Annotated in this window: 12 protein-coding genes and 1 pseudogene; 11 read left to right on the forward strand and 2 right to left on the reverse strand. The window is 68.5% G+C overall.

Annotation, left to right across the window (positions count from 1 at the left end; translation table 11 throughout):
* Positions 1-260: 260 nt before the first annotated feature.
* The 4 genes from AB0E07_RS03130 to AB0E07_RS03145 all read left to right on the forward strand — a co-directional run bounded on the left by AB0E07_RS03130 (position 261) and on the right by AB0E07_RS03145 (position 6,957).
* The gene (locus tag AB0E07_RS03130) at positions 261-1,415 is read left to right on the forward strand and encodes an LCP family protein (RefSeq protein ID WP_362245830.1); all 1,155 of its coding nucleotides are present in this window, start codon (positions 261-263) and stop codon (positions 1,413-1,415) included.
* A gap of 218 nt (positions 1,416-1,633) precedes the next feature.
* The gene (locus AB0E07_RS03135; protein ID WP_362245832.1) at positions 1,634-3,349 is read left to right on the forward strand and encodes an LCP family protein; all 1,716 of its coding nucleotides are present in this window, start codon (positions 1,634-1,636) and stop codon (positions 3,347-3,349) included.
* 197 nt (positions 3,350-3,546) lie between these two features.
* Entirely contained in the window at positions 3,547-5,262 is a 1,716-nt protein-coding gene (locus AB0E07_RS03140; protein ID WP_362245834.1) for an LCP family protein, read from the forward strand.
* Positions 5,263-5,454: 192 nt separating this feature from the next.
* A complete protein-coding gene (locus AB0E07_RS03145) occupies positions 5,455-6,957 on the forward strand; it encodes an LCP family protein (protein WP_362246788.1) in 1,503 nt (500 codons plus the stop codon).
* A gap of 66 nt (positions 6,958-7,023) precedes the next feature.
* Here the strand turns inward: AB0E07_RS03145 and AB0E07_RS03150 are convergent, their stop codons facing one another.
* On the reverse strand, positions 7,024-8,055 hold the full coding sequence (locus tag AB0E07_RS03150; RefSeq protein WP_362245836.1) for a glycosyltransferase family 2 protein: 1,032 nt from the start codon (positions 8,053-8,055) through the stop codon (positions 7,024-7,026).
* A 224-nt stretch (positions 8,056-8,279) separates the two neighbouring features.
* Here AB0E07_RS03150 and AB0E07_RS03155 point away from each other — a divergent pair, with 224 nt between their 5' ends.
* Positions 8,280-9,644 (forward strand): LCP family protein, encoded by a 1,365-nt coding sequence (locus AB0E07_RS03155; protein WP_362245838.1) that lies wholly within the window; start codon positions 8,280-8,282, stop codon positions 9,642-9,644.
* A gap of 22 nt (positions 9,645-9,666) precedes the next feature.
* Here AB0E07_RS03155 and AB0E07_RS03160 read toward each other — a convergent pair whose 3' ends face one another.
* Complete coding sequence (locus AB0E07_RS03160; RefSeq protein WP_362245840.1) at positions 9,667-10,224, reverse strand: acyl-CoA thioesterase; 558 nt, start codon at positions 10,222-10,224, stop codon at positions 9,667-9,669.
* Between the two features lie 119 nt (positions 10,225-10,343).
* On the opposite strand from AB0E07_RS03160, the gene AB0E07_RS03165 reads away from it, so the two are divergent.
* The 6 genes and pseudogenes from AB0E07_RS03165 to AB0E07_RS03190 all read left to right on the forward strand — a co-directional run bounded on the left by AB0E07_RS03165 (position 10,344) and on the right by AB0E07_RS03190 (position 14,853).
* Positions 10,344-11,600: an LCP family protein gene (locus tag AB0E07_RS03165; RefSeq protein ID WP_362245842.1), complete on the forward strand. Its 1,257-nt coding sequence runs from the start codon at positions 10,344-10,346 to the stop codon at positions 11,598-11,600.
* Positions 11,601-12,014: 414 nt separating this feature from the next.
* Entirely contained in the window at positions 12,015-12,206 is a 192-nt protein-coding gene (locus AB0E07_RS03170) for a hypothetical protein (RefSeq protein ID WP_362245844.1), read from the forward strand.
* Complete coding sequence (locus tag AB0E07_RS03175; protein ID WP_362245846.1) at positions 12,190-12,714, forward strand: DUF6879 family protein; 525 nt, start codon at positions 12,190-12,192, stop codon at positions 12,712-12,714. The genes AB0E07_RS03170 and AB0E07_RS03175 overlap by 17 nt, the downstream gene beginning before the upstream one ends.
* Positions 12,711-13,541: a helix-turn-helix transcriptional regulator gene (locus tag AB0E07_RS03180; RefSeq protein WP_362245848.1), complete on the forward strand. Its 831-nt coding sequence runs from the start codon at positions 12,711-12,713 to the stop codon at positions 13,539-13,541. The genes AB0E07_RS03175 and AB0E07_RS03180 overlap by 4 nt, the downstream gene beginning before the upstream one ends.
* 535 nt (positions 13,542-14,076) lie before the next feature.
* Positions 14,077-14,298, forward strand: a pseudogene (locus AB0E07_RS03185) (DUF397 domain-containing protein); the annotation flags it as partial.
* An 87-nt stretch (positions 14,299-14,385) separates the two neighbouring features.
* On the forward strand, positions 14,386-14,853 hold the full coding sequence (locus AB0E07_RS03190) for a hypothetical protein (RefSeq protein WP_362246790.1): 468 nt from the start codon (positions 14,386-14,388) through the stop codon (positions 14,851-14,853).
* The last annotated feature ends 376 nt before the right edge of the window (positions 14,854-15,229 follow it).

The raw sequence follows: 15,229 nt of genomic DNA on the forward strand, positions 1-15,229 counted from the left end.
GATCCTTTGGGGAGCGGGGCGGTGTGGCGGGCGCCGGGTTTGTTTCGCCCCCGCCGCCCCTTCCCGTCCCGCCCCCGGGGGCTGCCGCCCCCGGACCCCCCTTCGGCCCCGAAAGGGCCTTGTCCTCAAACGCCGGACAGGCTGAAAGACCACGCCGGACGGGCTGGAAGGCGTAACTCGTTCGGCCTAGTTGCATCCCGCTTCCCCGGGGCTTTCGCGGCATGGTCGTGAGGGAGACCAGGGAAGGGGTGGACCTAGTCGTGAGCGAGAGAGCAGGGGCCCGCGCCAGTGGTGTGGGGCTCATACGCCGGCGGCGACGGCGCTGGGTCCGGGGGGTCGGGATCGGGGCGGGTGTGCTGGTGCTGGCGGCTCTCGGGGCGGGGTGGGCCGTCTATGTGAAGCTCGACGGGAACATCACGCCGGACAGCGCGGCGGCGGCGGAACTGGCCCGGTACGAGAGCGAGCGGCCGACCTCCCTGGTGAAGGACGCGCAGAACATCCTGCTCATCGGTTCCGACTCCCGGGCCGGCGAGGGCAACCGGCGCTACGGCCGGGACTCCGGGACCGAGCGGTCCGACACCACGATCCTGCTCCATCTGTCGGCCGGGCGGCGCAGCGCCACCGCCGTCTCCCTGCCCCGGGACCTGATGGTGGACATCCCCTCGTGCCGGCGGCCCGACGGGGGCCGTACCGAGCCGATGTTCGCGATGTTCAACTACGCCTTCGAGATGGGCGGTTCGGCGTGCAGCATCCGTACCGTCGAGAAGCTCACCGGTGTGCGGATCGACCACCACATGGTCGTCGACTTCCAGGGGTTCAAGGAGATGGTCGACGCGGTGGGCGGGGTCGAGGTGTGCCTGAAGAAGCCCATCAACGACAAGGACGCCAAGCTCCGGCTGCCCGCCGGGCGCGTCGAGCTCAACGGGGAGCAGGCGCTCGGGTACGTCCGCGCCCGCAAGACCCTCGGGAACGGAAGTGACACCGACCGGATGGACCGCCAGCAGCGGTTCCTCGGCGCCCTCGTCAACAAGGTGAAGAGCAATGACGTCCTGCTGAACCCGGTACGCCTTTACCCCGTGCTCGATGCGGCGACCTCGTCACTGACCACCGACCCCGGACTGGCCAGTTTGCGCGGTTTGTACGAACTCGTCCGAGGGGTGCGCGACATCCCCACCGAACGTGTGCAATTTCTGACCGTGCCGCGGGAGTCGTACGTCTACAACGCCAACCGCGACCAGCTCGTCGAACCCGAGGCAGAACGACTGTTCGAGCGCCTGCGGACCGACACGCCCGTCGAAGTCAGTCAAAAGGCCCGCGCGCAGGCGAGTGGCGAGAAGACGGACTCCTCCCCCGACACCTCGTCCCCCGCCCCCACTTTCAGTGGCAACACCGCCGCCCAGGACAGCTGTGGGTAAAGCGCTCACCAAGGTGGCGAACCTTTGTTCAGGGAAATGCTCCGTATTGACCGGTTGTAGGGGCGTGGAATTTCTCACCGACGTCGTTCCAGGTCGAAGAGGGCGGCTAGGGTGAGCGCCTCGGTGCACCGGCCACCAGGTCGCGCACTGTCTGACCGTGACCCGAGCGCCTGAAGGGGGAAGGCGCCGCGTGGCCCCGACGGAGGATTCGTACAACCGTGGACGCGCAAAGCCGTGGGCGGGCGGAGAACATCGACCCCGCAGACCAGTGGGTGCTCAATCCGAACACCGGTGAATACGAACTGCGACTGAGTAATTCCGCACCGCAGTCACCCGTACCGACTCCCCGCAGAACCGCCTCCCGGACCTCCGCCCCCGTGCGCGAGCCGCGTCCGGCGCGTGATGTCCCGCCGCCGCGCAGGCGGCGCGGCGCGCCCGAGGAGCCGCCGCCCGGACGCCGTTCGCGGCGGCCCGCGAAAAAGGGTTCCGGGGTCAAGAAGTTCCTGCTGTGGACGGGTGGGTCCATGGCCTTCCTGCTCGTCGCCGGGGCCGGGGCCGGGTACCTGTACCTGGAGCACCTCAACGACAACATCGACAGCGTCTCCGACGACGGCGCGAGCACCGGTGGCTTCAAGACGGACCAGGCCATCAACATCCTGGTCATCGGCACCGACAAGCGCACCGGCGCGGGCAACGAGAACTACGGCGACAGCGGCAGTGTGGGGCACGCGGACACCACGATCCTGCTGCACGTCTCCAAGGACCGGTCGAACGCCACCGCGCTCAGCATCCCGCGCGACCTCATCGTCGACGTCCCGGACTGCGAGACCACGCAGGAGGACGGCACCAAGGAGGTCATCGCCGGTTCCGCCGGGGTCCGCTTCAACACCAGCCTCGGCCAGGGCGGCCGTACCCCCAGCTGCACCATGCGGACCGTCACCGAACTGACCGGGATCACCCCGGACAACTTCGTGGTCGCCGACTTCAACGCGGTCAAGACACTGAGCAGCGCGGTCGGCGGGGTCGAGGTGTGCCTGGACAAGGACATCGACGACCCGGACTCGCATCTGAAGCTGTCCAAGGGCACCCACACCATCGAGGGCGAGGAGGCGCTGGCCTTCGTGCGCACCCGGCACTCCGTCGGCTTCGGCGGCGACCTCAGCCGGATCGGGCTCCAGCAGCAGTTCCTCAGCTCGCTGATGCGCAAGCTGAAGTCCAACGACACCCTCACCAGCCCGACCAAGATGGTGAAGCTGGCGGAGGCGGCCACCGAGGCGCTCACCGTCGACTCCAACCTCGACTCCATCGGGAAACTGAAGGACCTGGGGCTGGAGATGGGCAAGCTCAACACCAAGAACCTGACGTTCACCACCGTGCCGGTCATCGACAACCCGGCCGAGACGGTGAAGTCGACGGTCGTGGTCAATGAGACGACCGCCCCCGAGGTCTTCGACATGATCAAGAACGATGTGTCGTTCACCGCGGTCAAGGCCCAGAAGAAGAAGGAGAAGGCGGCCGTCGCGGCCCGCCTGAAGGGCACCAAGTCCGACGCCTCCGAGGTACGCGTGCGGATCCTCAACGGCGGCGCGCCCTCCGGCAGCGCGCAGACCGAGCTGACCTGGCTCCAGACCGAGGCCGGCGTCACCAAGTCCGAGAACGGCGGCAACGCGGACGCCGAACAGGCCAAGACCACCCTGGAGTACGCGCCCGAACAGGCCGACCAGGCACGGCGGTTGGCCGCCATCATGGGGCTGTCCGGTTCGGCGATGAAGCCCGGCGAGAGCGTCACCAACTCCCAGGGCCTGCCCACCATGACGCTGATCCTGGGCAAGGACTTCAAGGAAGCGGGAGTGAAGCTCAACGCCTCCTCGTCCGGGACGACCCCGGAGGGTGTGGAGAAGTCCACCGCCGATGAGGTGCAGTGCGCCAAGTGACCCGACGTGAGCGGTCAGTTCAGGGAAATGGAGCGAATTGACCGCTTGTAGGGACATGCCTTTTGGTTGCCCTCCCGTGGAAAATCTCACCGACGGCCCCTTGACGCCGAAGTGTGCGGATAGTGTGAGCGATCCGGTGCATCGGGCCGCGCGGCAAGTCCCGCGCGTCGCCTTCCCGACGGAGGATTCGGACAACCGTGGACGCAGGCCGTGGGCGGTCGGAGAACATCGACCCCGCAGACCAATGGGTGCTCAATCCGGAAACCGGCGAATACGAACTGCGACTGAGCAATTCCGCACCGCAGTCACCGTATGCGCCGCAGAGGCCCGTCCCCGGCCCGCGCAGACGCGCGGTTCCGGATCCGGGCGCGGGCACCGCCCCGCCCGCGGCCCCCGGCCGCCAGGTACCCCCGCAGCGCAGACGCCGTTCGGCCCCCGAGGAGCCGCCGGGCCGGCGCGGGCCGGGCAGGTCCCGGACGAAGAAGGTGCTGCTGTGGACCGGCGGCACGATGGCCTTCGTGCTGGTGGCCGCCGGAGCCGGCGGCTACCTCTACCTCAAGCACCTGGAGGGCAACGTCGACACCATCGACGTGGGCTCCGCGGGGGCGAGCAGCTTCAAGAAGGACGAGGCCTTCAACATCCTGATCATCGGTACCGACAAGCGCACCGGTGAGGGCAACGAGGGCTACGGCGACAAGGGCAGCTCCGGCCACGCCGACACCACCATCCTGCTGCACGTCGCCGAGGACCGGTCGAACGCGACCGCGCTCAGCATCCCGCGGGACCTGATCGTCGACATCCCGGAGTGCGAGACCACGCTGGAGGACGGCTCCAAGGACACGGTCCCCGGGCTCCAGGGCGTCCGTTTCAACCGCAGTCTCGGGGAGAGCGGCCGCGACCCCGGCTGCACCATGCAGACCGTCAAGGAGTTCAGCGGCATCCAGGTCGACCACTTCATGATGGCCGACTTCAACGCCGTGAAGACGCTGACGACGGCCGTGGACGGGGTCGAGGTGTGCCTGGAGCGCGCCGTCGACGACGACGACTCCCACCTCAAGCTGCCCGCGGGCGAGTCGACGGTGGAGGGCGAGGAGGCGCTCGCCTTCCTGCGGACCCGCAAGAGCTTCGGCAACAGCGGCGACCTGGACCGCATCAAGGCCCAGCAGCAGTTCCTGGGCTCACTGATGCGCAAGATGTCCTCCAGCGACACCCTCACCAGCCCGACCAAGCTGCTGAAGCTGGCCGAGGCGGCCACCGAGGCGCTCACCGTCGACAAGGCCATAGGCAAGGTGGGCACGCTCAAGGACATCGCCCTGGAACTGAAGAAGGTGCCGCCGAAGAACATCACCTTCACCACCGTGCCGGTCAAGGACAACCCGGCCGAGGTGGTCAAGGCGACCGTCGTCGTCAACGAGGCGACGGCACCCCAGGTCTTCGACATGATCAAGAGCGATGTGTCGTTCACCGAGGTGAAGGCGCAGAAGAAGAAGGAGAAGGCGGCCGTCGCGGCCCGCCTGAAGGGCACCAGGTCCGACGCCTCCGAGGTGCGCGTGCGGATCCTCAACGGCGGCGCGCCCTCCGGCAGCGCGCAGGCCGAGCTGACCTGGCTCCAGACCGAGGCCGGCGTGGCCAAGTCCGAGAACGGCGGCAACGCGGACGCCGAACAGGCCAGGACCACCCTGGAGTACGCTCCTGACCAGGCAGATCAGGCGCGTCGGCTGGCTGAGATCCTCGGTCTGTCCGGTTCCGCGATGAAGCCCGGCGAGAGCGAGCCGAACGCACAGGGTCTGCCGACGATGACACTGATCCTGGGCAAGGACTTCAAGGGAGCGGGAGTGAAGCTCGACGCCTCCTCGGCGGAGACGCCGGATGTGGAGAAGTCGACGGCCGACAAGGTCCAGTGCTCCGGTTGAGCCTCTGAGGTGACCTTACGGGCCTGCCGCACGTCTGAACCGACGTGTGGCGGGCCCCGTTGCATGGCACAAGGGTGGGGTGGTTCGACCGGCATGGGTGGGGAGGGACGAGCAGTGACGCAGAGCAGTGTGCGGGAGGCCGCACCGGTCGCCGAGGGGGGCGGCACGGGAGCGGCCGACGGCGGGGAGGGCATGGGCGGGCGCCGCGGACAGCGGCCGGCCCGTGGACGGCGGTTCCTGAAGTGGTCCGCGACGGTCCTCGCGGTCCTGATAGTGGGCACGGCCGGGGCCGGCTACCTCTACTACCGGCACCTGAACGGCAACATCAAGCACGACGACCTCAACCTCGGGGACAACAAGGTCGCCCAGCCCACGCCGAACGCGGCCGGGCAGACCCCGCTGAACATCCTGCTGATCGGATCCGACGCGCGGGACACCGAGGAGAACCAGAAGCTCGGGGGCGCCAAGGAGACCTTCGGGTCGGCGCCCCTGGCGGACGTCCAGATGCTGCTGCACCTGTCGGCCGACCGCTCCAACATGTCGGTGGTCAGCATGCCGCGCGACACCCTCGTCCAGATCCCCAAGTGCACCGACCCGGACGACGACGAGGTCTACCCGGCGAGCGACGGCCGGACCATGACCAACCAGAGCCTCGGCCACGGCGGCCCCGGCTGCACGGTGGCCACCTGGCAGGAGCTGACCGGCATCCACATCGACCACTTCGTCATGGTCGACTTCTCCGGCGTGGTGTCGATGGCGGACGCCATCGGGGGCGTGCCGGTGTGCGTGGACGCCAACATCCACTCCCGCGACAGCCAGGGGCACGGCTCCGGTCTGAAGCTGGAGGAGGGCACGCACCCCATCAAGGGCAAGCAGGCCCTCCAGTGGCTGCGCACCCGGTACGGCTTCGAGGACGGCAGCGACCTCGCCCGCGCCAAGGCACAGCACATGTACATGACCTCGATGGTCCGTGAGCTGCGCGAGAACGCCACCCTCGGCAGCCCGATGAAGCTGCGCCGGCTCGCCGAGGAGGCCACCGACGCGCTCACCGTCGACCCCGGCCTCGGCGACGTCAAGAAGCTCTACGACCTCAGCAACGAGCTGCGCAAGGTGAAGCCGGAGCGGATCACCATGACCACGATGCCGAACCGGTACGTGGGCGCCCGGGTGGAGCCGACCGAGGAGGCCGAGCAGTTGTTCCGGCTGGTGCGCGAGGACATCGCGCTGGACGGCAAGGACAAGAAGAAGAAGGCGACGGAGGAGCTCTCCGACGACCCCGCGGCCGACGACGCCGAGATCGGCGTGCAGGTCCAGAACGGCACCGCCACCGACGCCCTGGGGCCCGCCAACGGACGGGCCGGCACGGTGGCCGGGCTGCTCCGGGCCGAGGGCTTCACGCGGGCCGTCTCCGACGCCACGGTGATCCGGAGCGAGGACGTCACGGTCGTCCGCTACCCGAGCGCGGAGCTGGAGGGCGACGCCCAGCGAGTGGCCAAGTCCCTCGGAATCCCGCTGGGTTCGGTGAAGCAGTCCACATCGGTCACCGGTGTCACGCTCGTGGTGGGCGCGGACTGGCGGGAGGGCACCGCGTACAAGGCGCCCGAGCAGGACGACAAGCTGCCCGAGGCCGACAAGGCGCTCAACGGCGCCGACGAGTCGGCCTGTATGCACGTGAACCCGGCCTTCACCTTCTAGGGCCAGCCCTAGGCCGGGTTCCGGGCGGCGGCCCCGCGGGGCCGCGGTGCGGTCGAGCCGCCGGGCTCAGCTTCCGGTGCTGAGCACGGCGGGACGGCGCGAGGCGATCACCTTGCGGGCGAGGGCGCGGGGGCTGGTCAGGAAGCCCCAGCCCCACGACATGTGCATGGTGGCGAGGGCCACGGGGATCTGGAGCCGCGCCTTCAGCGGCAGCCCCTTGCCCGCGGGCAGGGAGCCGAGGACGATCGCCGCGAGGTAGCCGCCGGGGATCACGAACCCGAGCGGGCTCAGCGTGACCCCCACCAGCAGCCCGGCCAGGATGGCGCAGACCGCGGTCGGCGGGGCCAGGTAGCGCAGGTTGATGGAGCCCTCGTGGTAGCGGGCGACGACATGCCGCCAGCGGCCGTAGTCCTTGTACTGCTTGGCCAGCGCCTTCACGCTCGGGCGCGGGCGGTACGACACCTTCAGCTCGGGCGAGAACCAGATCAGCCCGCCGGCCTCACGGATCCGGAAGTTCAGCTCCCAGTCCTGGGCGCGGATGAACTCCACGTTGTAGCCGTCCTGGCGCTCCAGCGCCTCCCGGCGGAAGACCCCGAGATAGACGGTCTCGGCCGGGCCGGCCGTGCCGCCGGTGTGGAAGGCGGCGTTGCCGACGCCGATCTTCGAGGTCATCGCGGCGGCGACCGCGTGCTCCCAGTCGTTCTCGCCCTCGGCGTGCATGATGCCGCCGACGTTCTGCGCGCCGGTCTCCTCCAGCAGGCGCACGGCGGTCTCGATGTAGCCCGGCGAGAGCATGCCGTGGCCGTCGACGCGGACGACGATCGGATGGCGGGACGCCTTGATCGCGGCGTTGAGGGCGGCGGGCGTGCGGCCGGTGGGGTTGGGCACCGTGTGCACGCGCGGGTCCTCCCGGACCAGCTGGGCCGCGATCTCGTCCGTGCGGTCGGTGGACGGACCGAGGGCGATCACGACCTCCATCTCGCCGGCGTAGCGCTGCGCGAGGATCGCTTCGATGGCGCCGCGCAGATGCCGCTCCTCGTTGAGGACGGGCATGATGACGGACACGGCGGGGAGCTGCACGTCGGGATTGGCGTTCATAGGGGGCTCACGTTACCGCGAACGGGGGACACGCTCGCGCCCGCCCGGGGCGGTGCACCGGGCGGGAGATCGTATCGGCCTACGGTGCTCACAATCCCACGTCCCCGTAGTACGGCCTTGGCGGAGGTGTCGCCGTGCCCGCATCCCCCGCATCCCGACCCCCTCAGCGCCGCAGACGTCCCCCGCGGCCGCCCCAGCCGCGGAAACGGAGGCCGCGCTGGGCCATGCGGGCGGTGACCTCGCTGTCGGTGGTGGTGCTGGCCTCCGCCGGCATCGGGCACGCGGTGGTGACCAGCCTGGACGCGGACATCGCGCGGGTGGACCCGTTCAAGGACATGAAGAACCGGCCGCGGGCCGGGCACGGGATGAACGTGCTGCTGGTCGGCACCGACGGCCGGGACCGGATCTCGCAGGCCGAGCGGCGCGCGTACCGGCTGGGCGGGGCGCCCTGCCACTGCACGGACACGATCATGATCGTGCACATCTCGGAGGACCGGAACCGGGCGAGCGTGGTGAGCCTGCCCCGCGACTCGTACGCGATGACGCCGGCGCACCGCGACGCCACGAGCGGCAAGCAGCATCACGGGCACCCGCTCAAGCTGAACGCGGCGTACGCGGAGGGCGGGCCGCAGCTGACCGTGCGGACGGTCGAGGCGATGACGAAGGTGAAGATCGACCACTATCTGGAGGTCGACTTCACCAGCTTCATGAAGACGGTGGACGTGCTGGGCGGGGTGAAGATCTGCACCTCGCAGCCGCTGAAGGACTCCTACACCGGGCTCGACCTGCCCGCCGGCACCCACGACCTCAAGGGCGGCGAGGCCCTCCAGTACGTCCGCGCCCGGCATGTCGACGGGGCCTCGGACCTCGGGCGGATGCAGCGGCAGCAGCGGTTCATGGCGGCGCTGGTGGAGCGGGCCACGTCGTCCGGGATCCTGCTGAACCCGATGAAGTTCCGGGACGTGACCCGGGCGGTGCTCGGATCGGTACGGGCGGACAAGGGGTTCGGCACGGACGAGCTGCTCGACCTCGGGCGGGCGATGCGGAACTTCTCCCCCTCGTCGTCGGAGTTCACCACGGTCCCCATCGGGCGGATGGGCTACGTGGTCAAGGGTGTCGGCTCGACGCTGCGCTGGGACCAGGAGAAGGCGGCCGGCCTGTTCGCCGCGCTGCGCGAGGACCGGCCGCTCACCGCGCACCGCGCCAGGGGCGACGCGGTGACGGTGGACGTGGCCCCGCAGCAGATCCGGGTGCAGGTGGAGAACGGCACCGGCACGGCGGGCCTGGGCAAGCGGGTGGACGCGGCGCTGGCGTCCACCGGCTTCCGTACCACCCGGATGCCGGTGAACGCCAAGGAGCGGACGGTACGGCGGACCGTGGTGGCCTACGACCCGCGCTGGGACCGCTCCGCCAAGTCGCTGGCGACGGCGCTGCCGGGCAGCGAGCTGCGGGCCGTGAAGGGCCTGGGCGCGACGCTGAAGGTGATCGCGGGCTCGGACTTCGAACGGGTCCGCAAGGTCCGCGCGGCGGCACCCGCGCAGAGCGGCGAGCCCGGGGTGGTGCGGGGGGACGAGGTGGGGTGCAAGTAGGTACCGGCGCCCCGGCCGGGCTCTAGTCCTCGATGCCGTCGGCCGCGCGCTTCGCCCTCAGTTCCATGATGGCCCGGCGGCGGGCCAGGCGGTGGGTGCGGCGGATCTGCGCCTCCTGCCAGCGGCGCTTGTCCCGCTCGGTCTCCGGGACGACCTGGGGGACCCTGCGGGGCTTGCCGTCGGCGTCCACCGCCGCGAAGACCAGATAGGCCGAGCCGACCTGGGTGGGCGCGGTGGACTCGTTCCAGCGCTCCGCCAGGACCCGCACACCCACCTCCATCGAGGTCCGGCCGGTCCAGTTGACCTGCGCCTTCACATGGACCAGGTCGCCGACCCGCACCGGCTCCAGGAACGCCATCTCGTCCATGGACGCCGTCACGGCGGGGCCCCCGCTGTGCCGGCCGGCCACGGCGCCCGCCGCGTCGTCGACCAGCTTCATGATCACACCGCCGTGCACCGTACCCAGCAGGTTGGTGTCGTTGTGGGTCATGATGTGGCTCAGGGTGGTGCGGGACGCGGAAGTCGGCTTGCCCGGGATGTCCGAGGTGTCCGCTTCCGCTGTGGGGACCTGGTCTGTCATGGCCTCCACCTTATGCCGAGCCCCTCGACCCCGGACTTTGTGTTGGGTTCGCAACAGCCGCGCTGCTATTTCCCCCGGACCCTGTAAGACGCACAGTCGTTCCCTGCACACTGGGGCGCATGAACAACTGGCCTCAGGGATGGTCCGACGACAACCGCGGCAGCGGCTACGGCAGCGCCGGCGCGGAGCCGGAAGGCGCGCGCGTCATGCGGCAGGTCCGTCGCGGTCCGGGCGGGGGCCAGTCGGCACCGCCGCACGGTGTGCCGCCCCAGCAGTCGTACGACCGGGGCCAGGACGGCTACGGCGGTTACGACAGCGGGTACAACACCGGGCAGGTCTACGGCTCGCCCCCCGGTGGCGGCGACGGCGGCTCCGGCACCTACGGGCCGCGGCCGGCCCCGGACTGGCGGCGCCGGATCAAGTGGACAGCGATCACGGTCGTCACCGTGCTCGTCGTCACCACCGTCGGCACCTACTTCTGGGCCGACTCCAAGCTCAACCGCGAGGTCGACCTGTCCAAGGTCATCGACCGGCCGGAGGCGGGCGAGGGCACGAACTACCTGATCGTCGGCTCCGACAGCCGCGCGGGCATGACCGCCGAGGAGAAGAAGAAGCTGCACACCGGCTCCGCCGAGGGCAAGCGCACGGACTCGATGATGATCCTGCACACCGGCGACAACGGGCCCACCCTGATCTCGCTGCCGCGCGACTCGAACGTGGAGATCCCGACCTTCGTCGGCTCGGAGTCCGGCAAGACCTACGAGGGCACGGGCCGGCAGGTGAAGCTGAACGCCGCCTACGCCGAGGACGGCCCCGAACTGCTCGTACGGACGGTGGAGTTCAACACCGGCCTGCACATCGACCACTACGTCGAGATCGGCTTCGCGGGCTTCGCGAACATCGTGGACGCGGTCGGCGGCGTCGAGATCGACATCCCGCAGGACATCAAGGACACCAAGTCCGGCGCGGACCTGAAGAAGGGCAAGCAGACCCTGAACGGCGAGGAGGCGCTCGCCTTCGTCCGCACCCGGTACGCGCTGGCCGGCTCCGACCTGGACCGTACGAAGAACCAGCAGAAGTTCCTCGCGGCCCTGGCCAACCAGACCGCGACGCCGAGCACCGTGCTGAACCCCTTCAAGCTGTACCCGACGATGAGCGCCGGCCTGGACACCCTCATCGTGGACAAGGAGATGGGGCTGTTCGACCTGGCCTCGATGTTCTGGGGCATGAAGGGCGTCACGGGCGGCGAGGGCAAGTCGATGAACATGCCGATCTCCGGCTCCACGGGCGGCAACCTCGTCTGGGACAAGGCGAAGGTGAAGAAGCTGGTCCAGCAGCTGAACAACGACGAGAAGGTCACCGTCTCCGGGAACTGAGCGGCACGGACACACGAGAGAGGGGCCCCCGGCGTGGCGCCGGGGGCCCCTCTCGTCGTGGCGGGGTCGCGGGGTCGCGGGGTTACGGCAAGTTCCGCGCCATGAGGATGCGCTGGACCTGTCTGGTGCCCTCGTAGATCTGCGTGCTTTGCAGGTAGTACGGCGCTGACCTGTACAGACACCCCTCTTGACAGAGCGCTCCTCAGCATTTCCCCATGATCGTCAGGAGTCTGCCCAGGTCGGCGCGGTACTGGCGGCAGCGCACCGACCGGTCGGAGGAGCGGCAGGCTCCGGGGAGATTACGCGGTTTCCCGTTCCGTCAACCGTGATCGCTTGACCCGCGCGCCCTGGCGTCGGGAGCATCAACCCAGATGCGGGGTACTGGCAGCAGCACGGGAGAGGGAAACCCAGACCATGAAGGTCACCAAGCTGGTCAGCACGTGCGACATCACGGACTGCCCGACGATCTACGCGACGGATCGCGGCACGCTCTTGGTCCAGGGGGAGACTCCGACCGACCACGGGCTTCAGATTCCCGCCCACGAAACCCTGGTCGAGATCCCGATCGAACTGATCCAGAAGGCCATCCGTGACAACCTCATCTAGGGCCCTCGGCGACCTCTTCGACACGTTCCAGCATGAGGCGTTCCGGCTGGAAACCCTCGACGACTACAGCAAGTCCGGGAACGTCGATGCCTATCACGCGTTCCTGGCCGGGGAGCGACAGCCGGACGACTACAACACGGGCTGGGTCGAAAAACTCCGCTCACACACCGGAGAAGGAAAACGGGTCTACCGCGTTCACATTCTGCGTCGTCCACTCACGGACTATCTTAGGTTCGAACTCGGATGGGGATACCAGAGGAATATGTCCGGAGGTGAGGAGTTCTTCATTCTGGACATCACCGACAGGCCGAACCCCCTGGCGAACGTACCTGACTTCTGGCTCTTCGACTCCCAGTCCGTGGCCGTGATGAACTATGACGGCGTCGGAAAGTACCTGGGCTCGGAAGTCCTACCACCGGAACGAACCGCGGAATTCACCGGGCACCGTGACGCGGCGCTCGCCCACGCGGAACCGTTCACCGAATGGTGGGCCAAGTACGGGGCGTGAACAGGGCACAGCTGGGGGCTGCGCTGCGGGCACTGCGCCAGGCATCGGGAAAGGAGGCCAAAGCAGTCGCCCGTGGCGCACTCATGTCTCCATCGAAGCTCTCCAAGATCGAGAACGCGAAGCTGGCGCCCAGCGCGACGGACGTAGAACGCATCCTCATTGCCATCGGCGTCTCTCCCGAGATCAAGGCCGAGTACACCGAGGCCGCTCGGTCAGCCGGCACGGAGACGACAGAGTGGCGGCTGCTGAAGCGGGTTGGCGTTCACAAGGGTCAGCAGGAGGTCAAGGCCCTCGAAGCCCAGATGTCAGTACTGCGGATGTTCCAACCGGCCCTGGTTCCCGGACTGCTCCAGACTCCCGAGTACATCCGAACCGTGCTGCAACGCCACGAGCTGAGCGATGACACACTGGCCCGCACGATCAGCGGTCGGCTGGAACGCCAAGCCGTTCTCTACGACAGCTCCAAGTCACTGCGGTTCGTCATCACAGAACCCGTGTTGCGGTGGCGGATCGTCCCGCCCCCTATGATGGCCGCCCAACTGGACCGGATTGTTTCCGTATCACGGCTCTCCCATGTCGACATCCGCGTGGTCCCTCTGAGTATTCAGCAGCAGGACATGGCGAACCACTCCTTTTCCATTCGGGACAACCGGATGGTCACCGTGGAAACGGTCCATGCTGAGGTACTCGTTACCGACCCCAGGGACGTAGATATCTACGTAAGGAAGTTCAACGGCTTCTCCCGAGTGGCGCTGTCCGGTGACGACATGCGCACCCTGGTCGAGGGCATCCGCGATGACTTCTTGCGGGAACAGGAAACAGGCTAGAGCCGCATCCGTGGCCCGCCGAAGATGGCGCCATGGAGAGCGAAGAGAGAACCTCCGATCCTGAAACCCACACGACAGCACGGACGTGCCTGTCGGAGTCACCTCGCGAGCCGTCACCCAAACCCGGTTGCGCTGACTGCCTGTCCCTATCGGTAGCCCGCGAGAACGCCCGCTCCACGTTTGACTACAGCGCCGTATCCGACGCCAACGTACGGATGCGCCAGCACCACGCAGAAGCGCATGCGTCATGAGCAAGGGAACGGGCTCAAGGCTATTCACGGACCGCCCCCTGATGACCATGCGAGTCTCTCGCGACTCAGGGCAGACCTGGGGGCCGGAGCAAGCCGTGGCCACAACGGACGACCTTCCGCCCCTGCTCACGAGCGCATGGCCGCCATGCGAGTGCTGGCGCTGCGCGGAACGCGGCCAAGGTTCCGGACGCTGAAGTCTCTGCCTCTCCTCCCTTGAACTCCCGCCCGACATGGGCGGCGGCGGTCAGCCATGGCCGCGATCAGTTGAGCAGGAAGGTGCAGTGATGCTGAACGGAACCGACCTGTACGCGCTCGACATCGACGGGGCCGCGTTCGTGAAGGCGTGCGGCGGCCCCTGTACCGAAGGGTGCGTGACCCTGGCCCGGATCGGTGAGGACGTCTGGGCGCTCGGTGACAGCAAGCGGCCGGGCGATGAGCCGCTGCGGTTCACCACGGAGGAACTGGACGCGGCCGGGATCGACCCGGCGCGGTTCGGCCTCAACGTCTGCTCCTCCCCCTCCCGCCAGCCGGGCCGGGTCCGTCCCCCGTCCCTGGGTCCGACCCGGTTGGTACCTCTCGAACGGGAACGACTTGTGCACCACCACGGCTATCTATGGACCGGCCCGAAAGACCGCTTCGACCAGGAAGCCCTACGGCGGCCCCCACATCCTGAGCCGCCTCCGGCCGGAAGTAGGCCGGAACTGATCCAGCGCTACCGGGAAGTGGCGGCGGAGTTCCCAACCGTTGACCTGCCGCCGCTGGAAACGGCGTTCTGGCTCGTCAAGCCCCGTTCCCTTGTTCGTGGCACGTGGGATGAGGCGAAGGAAGCGGCGGCCTGGCTCGGGGAGCGATTGGCGGAGTACGCGCCCCGGTTCGCGTCGGAGAGGGACCGGGGCACCACGTGTCTGGCCCAGTTGGTGAACGCTGCTGCCGAACAACTGCACTCGGGTGCCGATGCGTCGTGCGGCTTCTACCTCGAACGCCCCTCGTACCTGTCCCTGGCTGTGGTGACGTGCTCCCCGAATCGCTCGAAGCCTGAACTGAGTTGTCCTGCCCAGTGATCGAAGCAACAAAGCAGCCCCGGCGTGTGGCCGGGGCTGCTTCTTTGGTTGGTTGGAGCAGTGTGCGGAAGGGGTTGGAGTCTGCGACCGCTTCCGGCCGCTTCCGTTCACCGCGGCGAGTTGCACGATGGCCCGTCCTCGTTCAGGGCGCACGAGCGGTTCACCAGGGGCGACGCGGTGGCGAGCTGGGGGCGCACATCAGCCAAGAACGGCTACACCGCTGACACCCGGCGCCGACGACTCCGCGGAGGCGTCAGAGGTCGCCTGATCCGCGTACGACAACAGCCCCCGGCGTCATGCCGGGGGCTGTGTTGTTTGTACAGGTCAGTGGCCGTTTTCAGCCCGGCATCTGCCCAGGATTCCCCCAGCATGACGC

Origin of the sequence: Streptomyces sp. NPDC048002 (assembly GCF_040653275.1) — a bacterium.
GTDB lineage: Bacteria > Actinomycetota > Actinomycetes > Streptomycetales > Streptomycetaceae > Streptomyces.